General features: G+C 55.4%; 12 protein-coding genes, 6 tRNA genes and 2 rRNA genes (1 of these 20 running past the window's edge). All 20 read left to right on the top strand.

Annotated features, from left to right (window positions below):
- Nucleotides 1–4: transfer RNA gene (locus tag J3P79_RS24140), tRNA-Ile, on the top strand; it begins 73 nt to the left of the window's first position.
- Between the two features lie 27 nt (nucleotides 5–31).
- Nucleotides 32–107: transfer RNA gene (locus tag J3P79_RS24135), tRNA-Ala, on the top strand.
- Between the two features lie 250 nt (nucleotides 108–357).
- Nucleotides 358–3249 (top strand): 23S ribosomal RNA (locus tag J3P79_RS24130).
- A 156-nt stretch (nucleotides 3250–3405) separates the two neighbouring features.
- A 5S ribosomal RNA gene (gene rrf, locus J3P79_RS24125) occupies nucleotides 3406–3521 on the top strand.
- Nucleotides 3522–3654: 133 nt separating this feature from the next.
- A complete protein-coding gene (gene birA / locus J3P79_RS24120; RefSeq protein WP_434606145.1) occupies nucleotides 3655–4611 on the top strand; it encodes a bifunctional biotin--[acetyl-CoA-carboxylase] ligase/biotin operon repressor BirA in 957 nt (318 codons plus the stop codon).
- Nucleotides 4601–5350: a pantothenate kinase gene (locus tag J3P79_RS24115; RefSeq protein WP_434606143.1), complete on the top strand. Its 750-nt coding sequence runs from the start codon at nucleotides 4601–4603 to the stop codon at nucleotides 5348–5350. The genes birA and J3P79_RS24115 overlap by 11 nt, the downstream gene beginning before the upstream one ends.
- Before the next feature lie 7 nt (nucleotides 5351–5357).
- Nucleotides 5358–5813, top strand: coding sequence for a hypothetical protein (locus J3P79_RS24110; RefSeq protein ID WP_434606141.1), 456 nt, complete (start codon nucleotides 5358–5360; stop codon nucleotides 5811–5813).
- A 142-nt stretch (nucleotides 5814–5955) separates the two neighbouring features.
- A tRNA-Tyr gene (locus tag J3P79_RS24105) sits at nucleotides 5956–6040 on the top strand.
- Nucleotides 6041–6064: 24 nt separating this feature from the next.
- Nucleotides 6065–6138, top strand: a tRNA-Gly gene (locus tag J3P79_RS24100).
- Nucleotides 6139–6164: 26 nt separating this feature from the next.
- A tRNA-Thr gene (locus J3P79_RS24095) sits at nucleotides 6165–6240 on the top strand.
- Between the two features lie 84 nt (nucleotides 6241–6324).
- Entirely contained in the window at nucleotides 6325–7518 is a 1194-nt protein-coding gene (gene tuf, locus J3P79_RS24090) for an elongation factor Tu (protein ID WP_003186103.1), read from the top strand.
- 53 nt (nucleotides 7519–7571) lie between these two features.
- Nucleotides 7572–7647, top strand: a tRNA-Trp gene (locus J3P79_RS24085).
- 45 nt (nucleotides 7648–7692) lie between these two features.
- The gene (gene secE / locus J3P79_RS24080) at nucleotides 7693–8061 is read left to right on the top strand and encodes a preprotein translocase subunit SecE (protein ID WP_039594676.1); all 369 of its coding nucleotides are present in this window, start codon (nucleotides 7693–7695) and stop codon (nucleotides 8059–8061) included.
- Between the two features lie 9 nt (nucleotides 8062–8070).
- The gene (nusG, locus tag J3P79_RS24075) at nucleotides 8071–8604 is read left to right on the top strand and encodes a transcription termination/antitermination protein NusG (protein WP_010443972.1); all 534 of its coding nucleotides are present in this window, start codon (nucleotides 8071–8073) and stop codon (nucleotides 8602–8604) included.
- Nucleotides 8605–8721: 117 nt separating this feature from the next.
- A complete protein-coding gene (gene rplK, locus J3P79_RS24070) occupies nucleotides 8722–9153 on the top strand; it encodes a 50S ribosomal protein L11 (RefSeq protein WP_003176435.1) in 432 nt (143 codons plus the stop codon).
- Nucleotides 9153–9848: a 50S ribosomal protein L1 gene (rplA, locus tag J3P79_RS24065; protein ID WP_003186095.1), complete on the top strand. Its 696-nt coding sequence runs from the start codon at nucleotides 9153–9155 to the stop codon at nucleotides 9846–9848. Before rplK ends, rplA begins: the two co-directional genes overlap by 1 nt.
- A gap of 197 nt (nucleotides 9849–10045) precedes the next feature.
- Complete coding sequence (gene rplJ, locus J3P79_RS24060; protein ID WP_039594677.1) at nucleotides 10046–10546, top strand: 50S ribosomal protein L10; 501 nt, start codon at nucleotides 10046–10048, stop codon at nucleotides 10544–10546.
- Between the two features lie 78 nt (nucleotides 10547–10624).
- Nucleotides 10625–10990 (top strand): 50S ribosomal protein L7/L12, encoded by a 366-nt coding sequence (gene rplL / locus J3P79_RS24055; RefSeq protein ID WP_039594678.1) that lies wholly within the window; start codon nucleotides 10625–10627, stop codon nucleotides 10988–10990.
- A gap of 220 nt (nucleotides 10991–11210) precedes the next feature.
- The gene (gene rpoB, locus J3P79_RS24050) at nucleotides 11211–15284 is read left to right on the top strand and encodes a DNA-directed RNA polymerase subunit beta (protein ID WP_434606137.1); all 4074 of its coding nucleotides are present in this window, start codon (nucleotides 11211–11213) and stop codon (nucleotides 15282–15284) included.
- Nucleotides 15285–15348: 64 nt separating this feature from the next.
- On the top strand, nucleotides 15349–19548 hold the full coding sequence (gene rpoC / locus J3P79_RS24045) for a DNA-directed RNA polymerase subunit beta' (protein WP_434606134.1): 4200 nt from the start codon (nucleotides 15349–15351) through the stop codon (nucleotides 19546–19548).
- The last annotated feature ends 148 nt before the right edge of the window (nucleotides 19549–19696 follow it).

Below are 19696 nucleotides of genomic sequence, written 5' to 3'. Positions count from 1 at the left end.
ACCAATTTCATGGTGTCCCCTGTAGCGATACGGGGCCATAGCTCAGCTGGGAGAGCGCCTGCCTTGCACGCAGGAGGTCAGCGGTTCGATCCCGCTTGGCTCCACCATTACAGATTGGTTCCAACGTTTAAAGCTTAGAAATGAGCATTCCACCAACAGGGTGATGAATGTTGATTTCTAGTCTTTGACTAGTTCGTTCTTTAAAAATTTGGGTATGTGATAGAAAGATAGACTGGACGTTACTTTCACTGGTAACGGATCAGGCTAAGGTAAAATTTGTGATTGGCTCTTTGGAGCCAGATCGAATTTTCGGCGAATGTCGTCTTCACAGTATAACCAGATTGCTTGGGGTTATATGGTCAAGTGAAGAAGCGCATACGGTGGATGCCTTGGCAGTCAGAGGCGATGAAAGACGTGGTAGCCTGCGAAAAGCTTCGGGGAGTCGGCAAACAGACTTTGATCCGGAGATGTCTGAATGGGGGAACCCAGCCATCATAAGATGGTTATCTTGTACTGAATACATAGGTGCAAGAGGCGAACCAGGGGAACTGAAACATCTAAGTACCCTGAGGAAAAGAAATCAACCGAGATTCCCTTAGTAGTGGCGAGCGAACGGGGACTAGCCCTTAAGCTTCTTTGATTTTAGCGGAACGCTCTGGAAAGTGCGGCCATAGTGGGTGATAGCCCTGTACGCGAAAGGATCTTAGAAGTGAAATCGAGTAGGACGGAGCACGAGAAACTTTGTCTGAATATGGGGGGACCATCCTCCAAGGCTAAATACTACTGACTGACCGATAGTGAACTAGTACCGTGAGGGAAAGGCGAAAAGAACCCCGGAGAGGGGAGTGAAATAGATCCTGAAACCGTATGCGTACAAGCAGTGGGAGCCCACTTTGTTGGGTGACTGCGTACCTTTTGTATAATGGGTCAGCGACTTATTTTCAGTGGCGAGCTTAACCGAATAGGGGAGGCGTAGCGAAAGCGAGTCTTAATAGGGCGTCTAGTCGCTGGGAATAGACCCGAAACCGGGCGATCTATCCATGGGCAGGTTGAAGGTTAGGTAACACTGACTGGAGGACCGAACCGACTACCGTTGAAAAGTTAGCGGATGACCTGTGGATCGGAGTGAAAGGCTAATCAAGCTCGGAGATAGCTGGTTCTCCTCGAAAGCTATTTAGGTAGCGCCTCATGTATCACTGTAGGGGGTAGAGCACTGTTTCGGCTAGGGGGTCATCCCGACTTACCAAACCGATGCAAACTCCGAATACCTACAAGTGCCGAGCATGGGAGACACACGGCGGGTGCTAACGTCCGTCGTGAAAAGGGAAACAACCCAGACCGTCAGCTAAGGTCCCAAAGTTATGGTTAAGTGGGAAACGATGTGGGAAGGCTTAGACAGCTAGGAGGTTGGCTTAGAAGCAGCCACCCTTTAAAGAAAGCGTAATAGCTCACTAGTCGAGTCGGCCTGCGCGGAAGATGTAACGGGGCTCAAACCATACACCGAAGCTACGGGTATCACGTAAGTGATGCGGTAGAGGAGCGTTCTGTAAGCCTGTGAAGGTGAGTTGAGAAGCTTGCTGGAGGTATCAGAAGTGCGAATGCTGACATGAGTAACGACAATGGGTGTGAAAAACACCCACGCCGAAAGACCAAGGTTTCCTGCGCAACGTTAATCGACGCAGGGTTAGTCGGTCCCTAAGGCGAGGCTGAAAAGCGTAGTCGATGGAAAACAGGTTAATATTCCTGTACTTCTGGTTATTGCGATGGAGGGACGGAGAAGGCTAGGCCAGCTTGGCGTTGGTTGTCCAAGTTTAAGGTGGTAGGCTGAAATCTTAGGTAAATCCGGGATTTCAAGGCCGAGAGCTGATGACGAGTTACCCTTTGGGTGACGAAGTGGTTGATGCCATGCTTCCAAGAAAAGCTTCTAAGCTTCAGGTAACCAGGAACCGTACCCCAAACCGACACAGGTGGTTGGGTAGAGAATACCAAGGCGCTTGAGAGAACTCGGGTGAAGGAACTAGGCAAAATGGCACCGTAACTTCGGGAGAAGGTGCGCCGGTGAGGGTGAAGCACTTGCTGCGTAAGCCCACGCCGGTCGAAGATACCAGGCCGCTGCGACTGTTTATTAAAAACACAGCACTCTGCAAACACGAAAGTGGACGTATAGGGTGTGACGCCTGCCCGGTGCCGGAAGGTTAATTGATGGGGTTAGCTAACGCGAAGCTCTTGATCGAAGCCCCGGTAAACGGCGGCCGTAACTATAACGGTCCTAAGGTAGCGAAATTCCTTGTCGGGTAAGTTCCGACCTGCACGAATGGCGTAACGATGGCGGCGCTGTCTCCACCCGAGACTCAGTGAAATTGAAATCGCTGTGAAGATGCAGTGTATCCGCGGCTAGACGGAAAGACCCCGTGAACCTTTACTATAGCTTTGCACTGGACTTTGAATTTGCTTGTGTAGGATAGGTGGGAGGCTTTGAAGCGTGGACGCCAGTCTGCGTGGAGCCATCCTTGAAATACCACCCTGGCAACTTTGAGGTTCTAACTCAGGTCCGTTATCCGGATCGAGGACAGTGTATGGTGGGTAGTTTGACTGGGGCGGTCTCCTCCTAAAGAGTAACGGAGGAGTACGAAGGTGCGCTCAGACCGGTCGGAAATCGGTCGTAGAGTATAAAGGCAAAAGCGCGCTTGACTGCGAGACAGACACGTCGAGCAGGTACGAAAGTAGGTCTTAGTGATCCGGTGGTTCTGTATGGAAGGGCCATCGCTCAACGGATAAAAGGTACTCCGGGGATAACAGGCTGATACCGCCCAAGAGTTCATATCGACGGCGGTGTTTGGCACCTCGATGTCGGCTCATCACATCCTGGGGCTGAAGCCGGTCCCAAGGGTATGGCTGTTCGCCATTTAAAGTGGTACGCGAGCTGGGTTTAGAACGTCGTGAGACAGTTCGGTCCCTATCTGCCGTGGACGTTTGAGATTTGAGAGGGGCTGCTCCTAGTACGAGAGGACCGGAGTGGACGAACCTCTGGTGTTCCGGTTGTCACGCCAGTGGCATTGCCGGGTAGCTATGTTCGGAAAAGATAACCGCTGAAAGCATCTAAGCGGGAAACTTGCCTCAAGATGAGATCTCACTGGGACCTTGAGTCCCCTGAAGGGCCGTCGAAGACTACGACGTTGATAGGCAGGGTGTGTAAGCGCTGTGAGGCGTTGAGCTAACCTGTACTAATTGCCCGTGAGGCTTGACCATATAACACCCAAGCAATCTGTAGACTCGAAAGAGGCCAGATTGCGGTGTGTGAAGACGAAACGAACCGAAAGTTCGAGGCTCACAAAACACCGAAAGCTGTCACATACCCAATTTGCTGAAGCGAGGCCATCAGGCCACGACTCAGTACCCGAATTTCTTGACGACCATAGAGCATTGGAACCACCTGATCCCATCCCGAACTCAGCAGTGAAACGATGCATCGCCGATGGTAGTGTGGGGTTTCCCCATGTGAGAGTAGGTCATCGTCAAGATTAAATTCCGAAACCCCTATCTGCTGATGCAGGTAGGGGTTTTGTTTTGCCCGCGGGAAAGTCATTTTGTGTTTCTATGCAACCGTCTTGCGCATGGCTATTATGCGGGCCTCATTATCAGGGCGCAGTCCGCATGCTCACGTTGCTAAAACTTCTGAAGGATGGTCGCTTTCATTCGGGGCAGGCGCTGGGTGTTGCGCTGGGCATCAGTCGCAGTGCCGTATGGAAGCAGCTGCAGCACTTGGAGGCGGATTTAGGATTGTCTGTGCATAAAGTTCGAGGTAGGGGGTATCAGTTGGCTAAGCCCCTGTTGCTTTTAGATGCGGCAGAAATCAGCGCAGCAGGTCTTCATGAGTGGCCTGTCCATATATCTGACTCTATCGATTCCACTAACGCCGAGGCGCTGCGTTTCATTGAGCGTGGCGGGGCTGCACCTTTCGTGATCTTGGCCGAGCGACAGATAGCGGGGCGCGGTCGTCGTGGTCGGAAGTGGGTCAGTCCCTTTGCTGAAAACCTCTACCACAGTCTGGTCTTACGCATCGACGGTGGCATGCGACAAATTGAAGGTCTGAGCCTGGTTGTCGGGCTTGCTGTTATGCATGTCTTGCGCGAGATGGGCATCGCTGGGGCGGGGCTGAAATGGCCCAATGATGTCTTGGTGGGTGAGAAGAAGATTGCCGGCATTCTGCTGGAGTTGGTGGGCGATCCTGCAGACGTGTGCCATGTCGTCCTGGGTGTAGGGATTAATGTGAACATGCAAGCGACTGACGAGGTCGACCAGCAGTGGACGTCCATGTGTCTTGAGGCGGGCAGGGATTTCGATCGAAATGAGCTGGTGGCGCGGTTGGGTGTGAAGCTACAGCAGTATCTGGAGCTTCATCGTGCGTCGGGGTTTGCTGTGATCCAGTCCGAATGGGAGCAATACCATCTTTGGCAGGGCCGAGCTGTATCTCTGATTGCTGGTGTTAACAAAATTGACGGCATTGTGCTGGGCATCGATCACCAGGGTGCGCTGCGTTTGAAGGTAGATGGTGTGGAAAAGAACTTTAGCGGTGGTGAGCTCAGTTTGAGGTTGCGTGATGATTCTTGAGCTTGACTGCGGCAACAGCTTTATCAAATGGCGTGTTCTTCGCACCGACGGGATAACGCCGGTCGAGGGGGGCGTGGTCAGCTCTGACGACGATCTGCTGGCGAGCCTGAATGACGGTGGGAAGTTCCAGCTCAAGAAGTGTCGTCTAGTTAGCGTAAGGACCTTGGCGGAGACGGACTCATTGGTCGCTTCGCTGGTCGATATGTTCGGGGTGACGGTGGTTCGTGCTGTGCCCGCCCGGGATATGGCAGGTGTGAGAAACGGCTACGAGGATTACGAACGGTTGGGTCTCGATCGATGGCTTGCCCTGCTCGGCGGTTTTCATCTCGCTTCTGGGGCGTGCCTGGTCCTTGATTTTGGTACCGCCGTTACGGCTGATTTCGTGGCGGCGGATGGAGAGCATCTCGGCGGATTCATTTGTCCTGGCATGCCGCTGATGCGCAATCAATTGCGGACCCACACACGAAGAATTCGCTATGACGATATGGCGGCCGAGCGAGCCCATGAAAGCCTCGCTCCAGGTCGTACGACTGTCGAAGCGGTCGAGCGCGGTTGCATGCTGATGCTCAGGGGGTTCGTCCTGACTCAGCTTGAGTTGGCGCGGCAATATTGGGGAGAAGAATTCATGGTGTTCCTTACTGGAGGAGATGCCAATCTGGTTTCCGGGCTGGTTCCAGATGCCAGGGTGGTGCCTGACCTGGTTTTTGTTGGTCTGGCGATGGCCTGTCCTTTGTCTTGAGGTCTCTATGCGGTGGCTGTTTCTGTTATTGCTGGTTTTGAATGTCTTCTATTACATCTGGCACCAGCAAGAGGCTCCGCTTCGCGCCAAGGATGTCACGCCTCTGAGTTTGTATCGCGGTTCGCAACAGGATATTCATCTCTTGAGCGAAACGGCGGATGCTCTTGTCAGGCGTGATTCGGCCAAGTCCGGTGAGGTGTCAAAAACCTGTGTCTACTTGGGTGGTTTTTCCCGTCCGGAGCTGGCCAGGCAGTTGGAGCAGCGTTTGGCTGCTTCGAGTGTTCTGGGGCGTTTCGTGGCTTCGAACTCACACAATGCCCCTGAGGGGGGAGGATTCTGGGTTCAGGTTGCCCAAGAAAGCGCGGGAAAGGTGAATGAAGCGCTGCTTCAAAACCTTTCTAAAGAATTCAATGAGTTAAAACATAAAATAATGCCGTGCGAGGGGGTTGCACCCGCAGGGTAGTTTGCATAGAATGGCGCCCGCTTCGCAGCGAAGACCTTTAAAGGTAAGCGGTACGAAGCGACGTCAACGCAGCTAACCTCAGGTTTTTTATGAGAAAATGCTTGACAGAAGGCTGGCATGATATAGAATGCCGGCTCGCTTAGGAGGGGTTCCCGAGCGGCCAAAGGGATCAGACTGTAAATCTGACGTCTACGACTTCGAAGGTTCGAATCCTTCCCCCTCCACCATTTTTAGCGTGAGCTGCAGGCTCCGCGGGTATAGTTTAGTGGTAGAACCTCAGCCTTCCAAGCTGATGATGCGGGTTCGATTCCCGCTACCCGCTCCAAGTTTGCAGGTTGTGCAAAGTGTTTTGCTCTTGTAGCTCAGTTGGTAGAGCACACCCTTGGTAAGGGTGAGGTCAGCGGTTCAAATCCGCTCAAGAGCTCCATATTACAAGGCAGATATGAAAATATCTGCCTTTGTTTTAATGGCTTGTGTGACTTGCTAAATTCTTCTCCTAGGGGTGATTTCGATGGCTAAGGAAAAGTTCGAACGTAATAAGCCGCACGTCAACGTTGGTACCATCGGTCACGTCGACCACGGTAAGACCACGCTGACCGCTGCTCTGACCCGCGTCTGCTCCGAAGTTTTCGGTTCGGCCAAGGTTGACTTCGACAAGATCGACAGCGCCCCGGAAGAAAAAGCTCGCGGTATCACCATCAACACCGCTCACGTTGAATACGATTCGGCCGTGCGTCACTACGCACACGTTGACTGCCCAGGTCACGCCGACTACGTAAAAAACATGATCACTGGTGCTGCCCAGATGGACGGCGCGATCCTGGTTTGCTCGGCCGCCGATGGTCCGATGCCACAAACTCGTGAGCACATCCTGCTGTCCCGTCAGGTAGGCGTTCCGTACATCGTTGTCTTCCTGAACAAGGCTGACATGGTTGACGACGCTGAGCTGCTGGAACTGGTTGAGATGGAAGTGCGCGACCTGCTGAGCACTTACGACTTCCCAGGTGATGACACTCCAATCATCATCGGTTCGGCTCTGATGGCTCTGAACGGCCAAGACGACAACGAAATGGGCACCACTGCTGTCAAGAAGCTGGTGGAAACTCTGGACAGCTACATCCCGGAGCCTGAGCGTGCTATCGACAAGCCGTTCCTGATGCCAATCGAAGACGTATTCTCGATCTCCGGTCGCGGTACTGTTGTGACTGGTCGTGTTGAGCGTGGCATCGTCCGTATCCAGGAAGAAGTTGAGATCGTCGGTCTGCGCGACACTCAGAAAACTACCTGCACCGGCGTTGAAATGTTCCGCAAGCTGCTCGACGAAGGTCGTGCTGGCGAGAACTGCGGCGTACTGCTGCGCGGCACCAAGCGTGACGACGTTGAGCGTGGCCAGGTTCTGGTCAAGCCAGGCACCGTCAAGCCGCACACCAAGTTCACCGCAGAAGTCTATGTTCTGAGCAAGGAAGAAGGCGGCCGTCATACTCCGTTCTTCAAAGGCTACCGTCCACAGTTCTACTTCCGTACAACTGACGTGACTGGTAACTGCGAGCTGCCAGAAGGCGTTGAAATGGTAATGCCAGGTGACAACATTCAGATGACTGTTACCCTGATCAAGACCATCGCGATGGAAGACGGTCTGCGTTTCGCTATCCGTGAAGGCGGTCGTACCGTCGGCGCTGGTGTCGTAGCCAAAGTCATCGAGTAAACAGTTGTAATGTCTTTTTCAGGCCGGCATAATGGTCGGCCTGATTTTGTTTTAGGTCAGTAGCTCAATTGGCAGAGCGACGGTCTCCAAAACCGTAGGTTGGGGGTTCGATTCCCTCCTGACCTGCCAGATTCACTCGGTGTGTCTGGCTTTCTTTTCACAGGATCTTCATAGATGACTCCTAAAGCTGAAGCTCAAGGCTCTCGCTTCGATCTGCTCAAGTGGCTAGTGGTAGTCGCTTTGGTGGCTGTTGGCGTTGTTGGCAATCAGTACTTTTCTGCTTCGCCGATCCTGTACCGTGTACTTGCATTGCTCGCCATTGCTGCTGTTGCTGCCTTTGTAGGCCTCCAGACAGCCAAGGGCAAGTCTTTCTTCGTACTCGCTAAGGAAGCTCGTACCGAGATTCGTAAAGTCGTATGGCCGACTCGCCAAGAAACCACGCAGACCACGTTGATCGTTGTGGCTGTTGTTCTGGTGATGGCGTTGCTGTTGTGGGGGCTCGATTCCCTGCTCGGCTGGCTTGTTTCCTTGATTGTTGGCTAAGGGTGTCCCGTGGCTAAGCGTTGGTACGTTGTGCATGCTTACTCGGGTTACGAGAAGCATGTTATGCGCTCGCTGATAGAGCGTGTGAAGCTGGCTGGCATGGAAGATGGCTTTGGCGAGATTCTGGTTCCCACTGAAGAAGTGGTTGAAATGCGTAATGGCCAGAAGCGCAAAAGTGAACGTAAGTTCTTTCCAGGCTATGTGCTGGTACAGATGGATATGAACGAAGGGACTTGGCACTTGGTCAAGGATACCCCTCGGGTGATGGGCTTTATTGGCGGTACCGCCGACAAGCCTGCGCCGATCACGGATAAAGAGGCAGAAGCGATTCTGCGTCGTGTTGCTGATGGTAGCGACAAGCCGAAGCCAAAGACGCTGTTTGAGCCAGGTGAGGTTGTACGTGTCACCGACGGTCCATTCGCAGATTTCAATGGCACGGTTGAAGAAGTTAACTACGAAAAGAGCCGGATCCAAGTGGCAGTGCTCATTTTCGGTCGCTCTACTCCGGTAGAGTTGGAGTTTAGTCAGGTCGAAAAGGTCTGATTGAACAGGCATCCCAACCCCGCAGCCCAAGGCTGTGGGGTTTTGTCGTCACTGGGATAAACGCGCAAGCAACCGGGGAGCCTTTCGAGGCGTTCGAACCCGTAATTGGAGTGCCTCATGGCCAAGAAGATTACCGCTTACATCAAGCTGCAAGTGAAGGCCGCTCAGGCTAACCCAAGCCCACCTGTTGGTCCCGCACTGGGTCAGCACGGCGTGAACATCATGGAATTCTGCAAGGCTTTCAACGCCCGTACTCAGGGTCTTGAGCCAGGTCTGCCGACTCCAGTGATCATCACTGTCTACAGCGACCGTAGCTTCACTTTCGAAACAAAAAGCACCCCTGCTTCGGTTCTGCTGAAGAAGGCTGCAGGTTTGACTAGCGGTTCCGCTCGTCCAAACACCGTTAAGGTTGGCACCGTTACCCGTGCTCAGCTGGAAGAAATCGCGAAAACCAAAAACGCGGATCTGACTGCAGCTGATATGGATGCAGCCGTGCGTACTATCGCCGGTTCTGCTCGTAGCATGGGCCTTAACGTGGAGGGTGTGTAATGGCTAAGCTGACCAAGCGTCAAAAGGCTATCGCCGGCAAAATCGAAGCAGGCAAGGCCTACAACTTTGTAGATGCTGCCGCTCTGCTGGCTGAGCTGTCGACTGTCAAGTTCAGCGAGTCGTTCGACGTTGCTGTGAACCTGGGCGTTGACCCACGTAAATCCGACCAGGTCGTACGTAGCGCAACCGTGCTGCCACACGGCACTGGCAAGACCGTTCGTGTTGCCGTGTTCACCCAGGGCCCAGCAGCTGAAGCTGCTCTGGCTGCTGGCGCTGACCGCGTAGGCATGGACGATCTGGCTGCCGAAATGAAAGGTGGCGACCTGAACTATGACGTCGTGATCGCATCCCCGGATGCCATGCGCGTTGTCGGCCAGTTGGGTCAGATCCTCGGTCCACGTGGCCTGATGCCTAACCCTAAAGTCGGCACTGTAACGCCAGACGTAGCCACCGCGGTTAAAAACGCCAAGGCTGGTCAGGTTCGTTATCGCACCGACAAGAACGGCATTATCCACACTTCCGTTGGCAAGATTGGCTTCGACGCCGTCAAGCTGAAGGAAAACGTTGAAGCCTTGATCGCCGATCTGAAGCGTATCAAGCCAGCTTCTTCGAAAGGTATTTACGTCAAGCGCGTTACCCTGAGCACCACTATGGGCCCAGGTCTGGTTATCGATCAGAGCTCGCTCGACGCGTAAGACAACGGTTGGCGTAAGCGATTACGCCAGTCAAATATTGGGGTCCCTGCCTGGCGGGGGCTGTCCAAGACCGTAGGCGACGAAAGTCTTAAACCACAAGCCTACGCAGATGGTGCTCCCGGTTCCTTACCGAATCAGACACCAAAACGACATTCGGTTTCGATCGGATGAAACGGTAACAAGCAGGAGTTAAACCCGTGGCAATTAAACTCGAAGACAAGAAGGCCATCGTCGCTGAAGTCAACGAGGCTGCCAAAGCTGCTCTGTCCGCTGTCGTGGCTGATGCCCGTGGCGTAACAGTAGGCGCTATGACCGGACTCCGTAAAGAGGCCCGTGAAGCTGGCGTTTACGTACGTGTTGTACGTAACACCTTGCTCAAGCGCGCTGTTGCTGACACTGAATACAGTGTTCTCAACGACGTGTTCACCGGCCCGACCTTGATCGCGTTCTCCAACCAACATCCTGGCGCTGCTGCCCGTTTGTTCAAGGAATTCGCCAAAGGTCAGGACAAGTTCGAGATTAAGGCAGCTGCGTTCGAGGGCAAGTTCCTCGCAGCTAACCAGATCGACGTACTGGCAACTCTGCCGACCCGTGACGAAGCAATTTCCCAGCTGATGAGCGTGATGCAAGGCGCTACCAGCAAATTGGCTCGTACCCTGGCGGCACTGCGCGACCAGAAAGAAGCTGCCGCAGCCTAAGGCTCGACACCTCTTTTCGCGTTTTTTGTTTATTTCGATGGTCGCGTAGGCCGTCCCCCAATTCAGGAATTTAGTTTCATGACTATCTCTCAAAACGACATCCTCGAAGCAGTAGCCAACATGTCCGTAATGGAAGTTGTTGAGCTGATCAAAGCTTTCGAAGAAAAATTCGGTGTTACCGCTGCTGCTGCTTCCGCTGGTCCAGCTGTTGCTGCTGCCGTTGCTGAAGAGCAAACCGAATTCAACGTCATGCTGACCGAAGCTGGCGAGAAGAAAGTAAACGTGATCAAGGCAGTACGTGAACTGACCGGTCTGGGCCTGAAAGAAGCCAAGGCTGTAGTTGACGGCGCTCCTGCCATGGTTCTGGAAGCTGTTGCCAAAGACGCAGCTGACAAAGCCAAGGCCGCTCTGGAAGAAGCAGGCGCTAAAGTCGAGCTGAAGTAAGCATCGACTTTGCGTCTCCAGCCCGAGCGTTAAGCGACAGGCTGATGGCTGGTGGCTCTTGCCACCGGCCTTTTTCCGTTATTGGCAGCCGACTGGGTCGGTGCTGATCACGAGCTGTAACCACCCGATGTGGTGGCGCAAACCATGGGGTTTGCACGATTTTCTGGCTGCTCCCGTCGGGAGGGGCCAAACAAGCAGGTGACCAAGCTGGGGAACGCTGATGGCTTACTCATATACTGAGAAAAAACGTATCCGCAAGGACTTTAGCAAGTTGCCGGACGTCATGGATGTGCCGTACCTCCTGGCCATCCAGCTGGATTCGTATCGTGAATTCTTGCAAGCGGGAGCGACTAAAGATCAGTTCCGCGACGTGGGCCTGCATGCGGCCTTCAAATCCGTTTTCCCGATCATCAGCTACTCCGGCAATGCTGCGCTGGAGTACGTCGGTTATCGCCTGGGCGAACCGGCATTTGATGTCAAAGAATGCGTATTGCGCGGTGTAACTTACGCCGTACCTTTGCGGGTAAAAGTGCGCCTGATCATTTTCGACAAAGAATCGTCGAACAAAGCGATCAAGGACATCAAAGAGCAAGAAGTCTACATGGGCGAAATCCCCCTGATGACTGAAAACGGTACCTTCGTAATCAACGGTACCGAGCGTGTAATCGTTTCCCAGCTGCACCGTTCTCCGGGCGTGTTCTTCGACCACGACCGTGGCAAGACGCACAGCTCCGGCAAACTGCTCTACTCTGCGCGCATCATTCCTTACCGCGGTTCGTGGCTGGACTTCGAGTTCGACCCGAAAGACTGCGTGTTCGTGCGTATCGACCGTCGTCGCAAGCTGCCTGCATCGGTACTGCTGCGCGCGCTCGGCTATACCACCGAGGAAGTGCTGGACGCGTTCTACACCACCAACGTATTCCATGTGCAGGGTGAAAACCTGAGCCTGGAGTTGGTGCCTCAGCGCCTGCGCGGTGAAATCGCCGTCCTGGATATCCAGGATGACAAGGGCAAGGTGATTGTCGAGCAAGGCCGTCGTATTACCGCTCGCCACATCAACCAGCTGGAAAAGGCCGGGATCAAAGAGCTGCAGGTGCCGATGGACTACGTCCTGGGTCGCACTTCGGCCAAGGTCATCGTGCATCCAGCTACTGGCGAGATCATCGCAGAGTGCAACACCGAGCTGACTGTCGAGATCCTGGCGAAAATCGTCAAGGCTCAGGTCGTTCGTATCGAGACCCTGTACACCAACGACATCGACTGCGGTCCGTTCATCTCCGACACGCTGAAGATCGACTCCACCGGCAACCAACTGGAAGCGCTGGTCGAAATCTATCGCATGATGCGTCCTGGCGAGCCGCCAACCAAGGATGCCGCCGAGACCCTGTTCAACAACCTGTTCTTCAGTCCTGAGCGCTATGACCTGTCTGCGGTCGGCCGGATGAAGTTCAACCGTCGCATCGGTCGTACCGAGATCGAAGGTTCGGGCGTGCTGAACAAGGATGACATCGTTGCGGTCCTCAAGACCCTGGTCGACATCCGTAACGGCAAAGGCATCGTCGATGACATCGACCACCTGGGTAACCGTCGTGTTCGCTGTGTCGGCGAGATGGCCGAAAACCAGTTCCGTGTTGGCCTGGTGCGCGTAGAGCGTGCGGTCAAGGAACGCCTGTCGATGGCTGAAAGCGAAGGCCTGATGCCGCAAGACCTGATCAACGCCAAGCCTGTGGCTGCGGCGGTGAAAGAGTTCTTCGGTTCGAGCCAGCTGTCCCAGTTCATGGACCAGAACAACCCGCTGTCCGAGATCACCCACAAGCGCCGTGTCTCCGCACTCGGCCCAGGCGGTCTGACTCGTGAGCGCGCAGGCTTCGAAGTTCGTGACGTACACCCGACCCACTACGGTCGCGTTTGCCCGATCGAAACGCCGGAAGGTCCGAACATCGGTCTGATCAACTCCCTGGCTGCCTACGCGCGCACCAACCAGTACGGCTTCCTCGAGAGCCCGTACCGCGTGGTGAAAGACGCCCTGGTCACCGACGAGATCGTGTTCCTGTCCGCCATCGAAGAGGCTGATCACGTGATCGCCCAGGCTTCGGCCACGATGAACGACAAGAAAGTCCTGATCGACGAGCTGGTAGCCGTTCGTCACCTGAACGAGTTCACCGTCAAGGCGCCGGAAGACGTCACCTTGATGGACGTATCGCCGAAGCAGGTTGTTTCGGTTGCAGCGTCTCTGATCCCGTTCCTCGAGCACGACGACGCCAACCGTGCGTTGATGGGTTCGAACATGCAGCGTCAGGCGGTACCGACCCTGCGCGCCGACAAGCCGCTGGTAGGTACCGGCATGGAGCGTAACGTTGCCCGTGACTCCGGCGTTTGCGTCGTGGCTCGTCGTGGCGGTGTAATCGATTCCGTCGACGCCAGCCGTATCGTGGTTCGTGTTGCCGATGACGAAGTTGAAACTGGCGAAGCTGGTGTCGACATCTACAACCTGACCAAATACACCCGCTCCAACCAGAACACCTGCATCAACCAGCGTCCGCTGGTAAGCAAGGGTGATCGGGTTCAGCGCAGCGACATCATGGCTGACGGCCCGTCCACCGATATGGGTGAACTGGCTCTGGGCCAGAACATGCGCATCGCCTTCATGGCATGGAACGGCTTCAACTTCGAAGACTCCATCTGCCTGTCCGAGCGTGTGGTCCAGGAAGACCGCTTCACCACGATCCACATCCAGGAACTGACCTGTGTGGCGCGTGACACCAAGCTTGGCCCAGAGGAAATCACTGCGGACATCCCGAACGTGGGTGAAGCTGCACTGAACAAGCTGGACGAAGCCGGTATCGTTTATGTAGGTGCTGAAGTAGGCGCAGGCGACATCCTGGTCGGCAAGGTCACTCCGAAAGGCGAGACCCAGCTGACTCCGGAAGAGAAACTGCTGCGTGCGATCTTCGGTGAAAAAGCCAGTGACGTAAAAGACACCTCCCTGCGCGTGCCTACCGGCACCAAGGGTACCGTCATCGACGTACAGGTCTTCACCCGCGACGGCGTTGAGCGTGACGCTCGTGCGCTGTCGATCGAGAAGACTCAGCTCGACGAGATCCGCAAGGACCTGAACGAAGAGTTCCGTATTGTCGAAGGCGCGACTTTCGAACGTCTGCGCTCCGCCCTGGTCGGCCACAAAGCCGAAGGCGGCGCCGGCCTGAAGAAAGGTCAGGAGATCACCGACGAAGTCCTCGACGGTCTTGAGCATGGTCAGTGGTTCAAGCTGCGCATGGCTGAAGATGCTCTGAACGAGCAGCTCGAGAAGGCACAGGCCTACATCGTTGATCGCCGCCGTCTGCTGGACGACAAGTTCGAAGACAAGAAGCGCAAGCTGCAGCAGGGCGATGACCTGGCTCCAGGCGTGCTGAAAATCGTCAAGGTCTACCTGGCAATCCGTCGCCGCATCCAGCCGGGCGACAAGATGGCCGGTCGTCACGGTAACAAGGGTGTGGTCTCCGTGATCATGCCGGTTGAAGACATGCCGCACGATGCCAATGGCACCCCGGTCGATGTGGTCCTCAACCCGTTGGGCGTACCTTCGCGTATGAACGTTGGTCAGATTCTTGAAACTCACCTGGGCCTAGCGGCCAAAGGGTTGGGCGAGAAGATCAACCGTATGATCGAAGAGCAGCGCAAAGTCGCTGACCTGCGTAAGTTCCTGCATGAGATCTACAACGAGATCGGCGGGCGCAACGAAGAGCTGGACACCTTCTCCGATCAGGAAATCCTGGATCTGGCGAAGAACCTGCGCGGCGGCGTTCCAATGGCTACCCCGGTGTTCGATGGTGCCAAGGAAAGCGAAATCAAGGCCATGCTGAAACTGGCAGACCTGCCAGAAAGCGGCCAGATGCAGCTGTTCGATGGTCGTACCGGCAACAAGTTCGAGCGTCCGGTTACCGTTGGCTACATGTACATGCTGAAGCTGAACCACTTGGTAGACGACAAGATGCACGCTCGTTCTACCGGTTCTTACAGCCTGGTTACCCAGCAGCCGCTGGGTGGTAAGGCGCAGTTCGGTGGTCAGCGTTTCGGGGAGATGGAGGTCTGGGCACTGGAAGCATACGGTGCTGCATACACTCTGCAAGAAATGCTCACAGTGAAGTCGGACGATGTGAACGGCCGGACCAAGATGTACAAAAACATCGTGGACGGCGATCACCGTATGGAGCCGGGCATGCCCGAGTCCTTCAACGTGTTGATCAAGGAAATTCGTTCCCTCGGCATCGATATCGATCTGGAAACCGAATAACACGTGACGCGAATCGAGAGCGGGGCTGTGTTGCCCGCTCTCTGCTCCGCCAGGAGGAAAGGCCTTGAAAGACCTACTGAATTTGCTGAAAAACCAGGGTCAAGTCGAAGAGTTCGACGCCATCCGTATTGGATTGGCCTCGCCTGAGATGATCCGTTCGTGGTCGTTCGGTGAAGTTAAAAAGCCGGAAACCATCAACTACCGTACGTTCAAACCCGAGCGTGACGGCCTGTTCTGCGCCAAGATCTTTGGCCCGGTAAAGGATTACGAGTGCCTGTGCGGTAAGTACAAGCGCTTGAAGCATCGCGGCGTGATCTGTGAGAAGTGCGGCGTTGAAGTCGCGCTGGCAAAAGTTCGTCGTGAGCGCATGGCGCACATCGAACTGGCCTCGCCAGTTGCTCACATCTGGTTCCTGAAATCGCTGCCGTCCCGTATCGGCCTGCTGATGGACATGACCCTGCGTGATATCGAACGCGTTCTCTACTTCGAGAGCTACGTCGTTATCGATCCAGGCATGACCACCCTTGAAAAAGGTCAGTTGCTCAACGACGAGCAGTACTTCGAAGCGCTGGAAGAGTTCGGCGACGATTTCGATGCCCGCATGGGTGCCGAAGCTGTCCGCGAACTGCTGCACGCGATCGACCTGGAGCACGAGATTGGCCGCCTGCGCGAAGAGATTCCGCAAACCAACTCCGAAACCAAGATCAAGAAGCTGTCCAAGCGCCTGAAGTTGATGGAAGCCTTCCAGGGTTCCGGAAACCTGCCAGAGTGGATGGTGCTGACCGTTCTGCCGGTCCTGCCGCCAGACCTGCGTCCACTGGTTCCGCTTGATGGCGGTCGTTTCGCGACTTCCGACCTCAACGATCTGTATCGTCGAGTGATCAACCGGAACAACCGCCTGAAGCGCCTGCTTGACCTGTCCGCTCCGGACATCATCGTGCGCAACGAAAAGCGAATGTTGCAGGAAGCGGTCGACGCCTTGCTCGACAACGGTCGTCGTGGCCGTGCCATCACCGGTTCGAACAAGCGTCCTCTGAAATCCCTGGCTGACATGATCAAGGGTAAGCAAGGTCGTTTCCGTCAGAACTTGCTCGGTAAGCGTGTTGACTACTCCGGCCGTTCGGTAATTACCGTAGGCCCGACCCTGCGTCTGCACCAGTGCGGCCTGCCAAAGAAAATGGCTTTGGAACTGTTCAAGCCGTTCATTTTCGGCAAGCTGGAAATGCGTGGCCTTGCGACCACCATCAAAGCCGCCAAGAAGATGGTCGAGCGCGAGCTGCCAGAGGTCTGGGACGTTCTTGCTGAAGTGATTCGCGAACACCCAGTGCTGCTCAACCGTGCACCGACCCTTCACCGTCTGGGTATCCAGGCGTTTGAACCGGTACTGATCGAAGGCAAGGCTATCCAGCTGCACCCGCTGGTCTGTGCTGCGTACAACGCCGACTTCGACGGCGACCAAATGGCCGTGCACGTACCGCTGACGCTGGAAGCCCAGCTGGAAGCGCGTGCGTTGATGATGTCGACCAACAACATCCTGTCGCCAGCCAACGGTGAGCCGATCATCGTGCCGTCCCAGGACGTTGTACTGGGTCTGTACTACATGACTCGTGAAGCGATCAACGCCAAGGGCGAAGGTCGTGTGTTCGCGGATCTGCAGGAAGTTGACCGTGTGTTCCGTGCCGGCGAAGCCGCACTGCACGCCAAGGTCAAGGTGCGGATCAACGAAACCGTAAACGATCGCGATGGCAACAGCGTGACCAACACCCGTATCGTCGACACTACCGTCGGTCGTGCTCTGTTGTTCCAGGTTGTGCCCAAAGGCTTGTCGTTCGATGTCGTCAACCTGCCGATGAAGAAAAAGGCGATCTCCAAGCTGATCAACCAATGCTACCGCGTGGTTGGTCTGAAAGAGACCGTGATCTTCGCTGACCAGTTGATGTACACCGGTTTTGCCTATTCGACCATTTCCGGCGTTTCCATCGGCGTTAACGACTTCGTTATCCCGGATGAAAAAGCCCGCATCATCGGTGCTGCCACCGAAGAAGTGAAAGAGATCGAAAGCCAGTATGCATCCGGCCTGGTAACCCAGGGCGAGAAGTACAACAAGGTGATCGACCTCTGGTCCAAGGCGAACGACGAAGTTTCCAAGGCGATGATGGCCAACCTCTCGAAAGAGAAAGTCATCGACCGCCATGGTGACGAAGTCGACCAGGAGTCCTTCAACTCGATGTACATGATGGCCGACTCGGGCGCACGGGGTTCTGCTGCGCAGATCCGTCAGCTCGCCGGTATGCGTGGCCTGATGGCCAAGCCGGACGGTTCTATCATCGAGACCCCGATTACTGCGAACTTCCGTGAAGGTTTGAGCGTACTTCAGTACTTCATCTCCACTCACGGTGCTCGTAAGGGTCTTGCGGATACTGCGTTGAAAACCGCTAACTCCGGTTACCTGACTCGTCGTCTGGTTGACGTTGCCCAGGATCTGGTCGTGACCGAGATCGATTGCGGCACCGAACATGGCCTGGTAATGACTCCGCACATTGAAGGCGGTGACGTTGTAGAGCCGTTGGGTGAGCGCGTATTGGGTCGTGTCATCGCCCGTGACGTATTCAAGCCAGGTACCGAGGACGTCATCGTTCCTGCCGGCACCCTGGTTGACGAGAAGTGGGTCGAGTTCATCGAGCTCAACAGCATCGACGAAGTGATCGTGCGTTCTCCGATCAGCTGCGAAACTCGCTACGGCATCTGCGCCAAGTGCTACGGTCGCGACCTGGCACGTGGTCACCAGGTGAACATCGGTGAAGCGGTCGGCGTTATCGCTGCCCAGTCCATCGGTGAGCCGGGTACCCAGCTGACGATGCGTACGTTCCACATCGGTGGTGCGGCAAGCCGGACCTCCGCGGCCGACAGCGTACAGGTGAAGAATGGCGGTACCGTCCGTCTGCACAACCTGAAGCACGTTGAGCGTGTCGACGGTCACCTGGTAGCTGTGTCCCGTTCCGGTGAGTTGGCGATTGCCGACGACTTCGGTCGTGAGCGTGAGCGCTACAAGCTGCCGTACGGTGCTGTGATTTCGGTGAAGGAAGGCGACAAGGTCGACGCTGGCGCCATCGTGGCGAAGTGGGATCCGCACACTCACCCAATCGTCACCGAGATGAAAGGTACCGTGACCTACGTGGGCATGGAAGAAGGCATCACGATCAAGCGTCAGACTGACGAATTGACCGGTATGACCAACATTGAAGTCCTCGACGCAAAAGATCGTCCAGCTGCCGGCAAGGACATCCGTCCGGCCGTGAAGATGGTCGACGACAACGGCAAGGACCTGTTGCTGCCAGGTACTGACGTAATCGCTCAGTACTTCCTGCCAGCCAACGCCCTGGTCGGTGTGGCGGACGGTGCGCGGATCGCGATCGGTGATGTTATCGCTCGTATCCCGCAGGAAACTTCGAAAACCCGCGACATCACCGGTGGTCTGCCGCGTGTTGCCGACTTGTTCGAAGCCCGTCGTCCGAAAGAAGCCTCGATTCTGGCTGAAGTCAGCGGCACCATCGCGTTCGGTAAAGAGACCAAGGGCAAACGCCGTCTGGTCATTACCCCGAACGACGGTACCGATCCGTACGAAGAGCTGATTCCGAAGTGGCGCCACCTGAACGTTTTCGAAGGCGAACAGGTAAACCGCGGCGAAGTTATCTCGGACGGTCCGAGCGATCCACACGACATCCTGCGTCTGCTGGGTGTGAGTGCGCTGGCCAAGTACATCGTGAACGAGATCCAGGACGTTTACCGTCTACAAGGCGTGAAGATCAACGACAAGCACATCGAGACCATCCTGCGTCAGATGCTGCGTAAAGTTGAGATCTCCGAGTCCGGCGACTCCAGCTTCATCAAGGGCGACCAGATGGAACTGACGCACGTGCTGGTGGAAAACGAGCGCCTGGCGAACGAGGACAAGTTCCTTGCCAAGTTCACTCGCGTACTGCTGGGTATCACCAAGGCGTCGTTGTCCACCGAATCGTTCATCTCGGCGGCTTCCTTCCAGGAAACCACCCGTGTATTGACCGAGGCGGCGGTAACCGGCAAGCGCGACTACCTGCGCGGCCTGAAAGAAAACGTGGTCGTGGGTCGTCTGATCCCGGCCGGTACCGGTTTGGCCTATCACAGCGAGCGCAAGCGTCGCCGTGATGCAGACAAGCCGTTGCGCGTGAGCGCCAGTGAAGTGGAAGCTGCACTGACCGAAGCACTGAACTCGAGCGGTAACTGAGTTCGGCGTTGATTAAGTGCCTGGCCCTGACCACCCCGTTCGGCGGATCGAGACAAATTGTCGAGATTCGGCGGGCGGGGAGGTCGGGGCCTTGCCTTGACTGGGGACAAGATCCTCTTTAGACTCTTGATCCCCTAAATTTGGCGGG

It is taken from the genome of Pseudomonas sp. R1-7 (assembly GCF_051132105.1).
GTDB lineage: Bacteria > Pseudomonadota > Gammaproteobacteria > Pseudomonadales > Pseudomonadaceae > Aquipseudomonas.
Note: the sequence above shows the minus strand (reverse complement) of the source record. Positions and strands in the feature narration are given on the sequence as shown.